Source organism: Planomonospora algeriensis, assembly GCF_977012225.1.
Genome location: NZ_CDRNDK010000814.1, coordinates 1 through 1594, shown reverse-complemented (window position 1 = coordinate 1594; position 1594 = coordinate 1). Strand labels below are relative to the sequence as shown.

The 1594-nt window shown below is 76.8% G+C and carries 2 protein-coding genes; both read left to right on the top strand.

Going from position 1 to position 1594, the window contains the following annotated elements; genetic code table 11:
• The coding region (locus tag ACWJ6R_RS36035; protein WP_449066497.1) for an ATP-binding cassette domain-containing protein at positions 1 to 379 on the top strand (379 nt) is incomplete at its 5' end.
• Between the two features lie 242 nt (positions 380 to 621).
• The coding region (locus ACWJ6R_RS36030; RefSeq protein WP_449066496.1) for an ABC transporter transmembrane domain-containing protein at positions 622 to 1594 on the top strand (973 nt) is incomplete at its 3' end.

Sequence of the window (1594 nt, the reverse complement as noted above, 5' to 3'; positions counted from 1 at the left end):
GCTGACGGCCGCCGCCGCGGACGAGGTCGCCGCCGCCCTGCCGTACGGCGCCGCCACCCTCCTCACCGAGCGGGGGGCCTCGCTGTCGGGAGGGCAGCGCCAGCGGGTGGCCCTGGCCCGCGCCCTGGCCACCGCCGCTCCGGTCCTGGTCCTGCACGACCCGACCACCGCCGTGGACACGGCCACCGAGGCCCGGATCGCGGCCGGGATCCGGGCGGCCCGGGACGGGAAGACAACGATCATGGTGGTCACCAGCCCCGCCCTGCTGGCGGTGACCGACCGGGTGGTGTTCCTCGACGGCGGGACCGCGGTCGCGGAGGGGACCCACGCCGAACTCGTCCACGGCGACGAGGCCTACCGGGCGACGGTCCTGGCCTGACCCTGCGGCATCCATGGAGGAGAACGCGCCGATGAGCACGACCGACGAGCAGCGGCCCGGCGGGCCGCGGACCGGGGCGCCCGTCCCCGGTGACGGACGGCGCCGGGGACCGGAGGGTACGCGGCCGCAGCGCCCGGAGGCGGAGGCCGCGGAAGCCCGGAGCGGGGGGGAGCGGGGAGCCGGAGGACCGGAGCGGGGAGCCGGAGGACCGGGAGCTGCTGCCCGTCGCGACCGCGGCACAGGTGCGCGCGGCCGTACGAGGGCTGGCACGGCCTCACCGGGCGGCCGCCGCCGCGGGTTTCGCGGTCCTCGTCGCCGCGACCGCGATCGGGCTGCTCACCGCCCCCGTGCTCGGCCACGTCATCGACCTGGTCCACCGGGGACGGCCGGCTTCCGCGATCACCGCCCCGGTCACCTGGCTGGTGGCCATCGCGCTCGCGCAGGGCGTGCTGACCGCGCTCGGCGTCTCCCTCATCGCCAGGCTCGGCGAGGGGATGCTGGCCGCCCTGCGGGAGCGTTTCGTGGCGCGGGCCCTGCACCTGCCCCTGGAACGGGTCGAGCGGGCCGGGTCCGGCGACCTGACCTCACGCGTCACCGACGACGTCTCGGTGATCACGAGCGCGGTCCGCGAGGCGATGCCCGCGCTGGCGCGCTCCCTGCTGACGATCGGCCTCACCCTGGCGGGCATGGCGGTCCTGGACTGGCGGTTCATGCTCGTCGCGCTGCTGGCCGTTCCCATCCAGCTCCACACCGTCCGGTGGTACACCCGCCGCGCGGGCCCGCTGTACGCCGCGCAGCGCGTCGCCGTCGGCGAGCAGCAGCAGCGGCTGCTGGGCGCGGTCGGCGGGGCGGCGACCGTCCGGGCGTTCCGGCTCACCGGCGAGCACGTCGGCCTCGTCGAGACGCGGTCGCAGGCGGCGGTGGACCTGGCGCTGCGCGGCGTCCGGCTGGTGACGCGCTTCTACTCCCGGCTCAACCTCGCCGAATTCATAGGTCTGTCGGCGGTGCTGGCGACGGGTTTCCTGCTGGTCCGCAGCGGCGACGCCAGCATCGGTACGGCCAGCGCCGCCGCGCTCTACTTCCACGGCCTGTTCACACCGATCAACATCGTCCTCGGCCTCGCCGACGACGTCCAGGCCGCCACCGCGGGCCTCGCCCGGCTCGTCGGGGTGGCCGGAGCGGAGGACCGGGCGCCCCGGGCCGCGTCACCGGCCG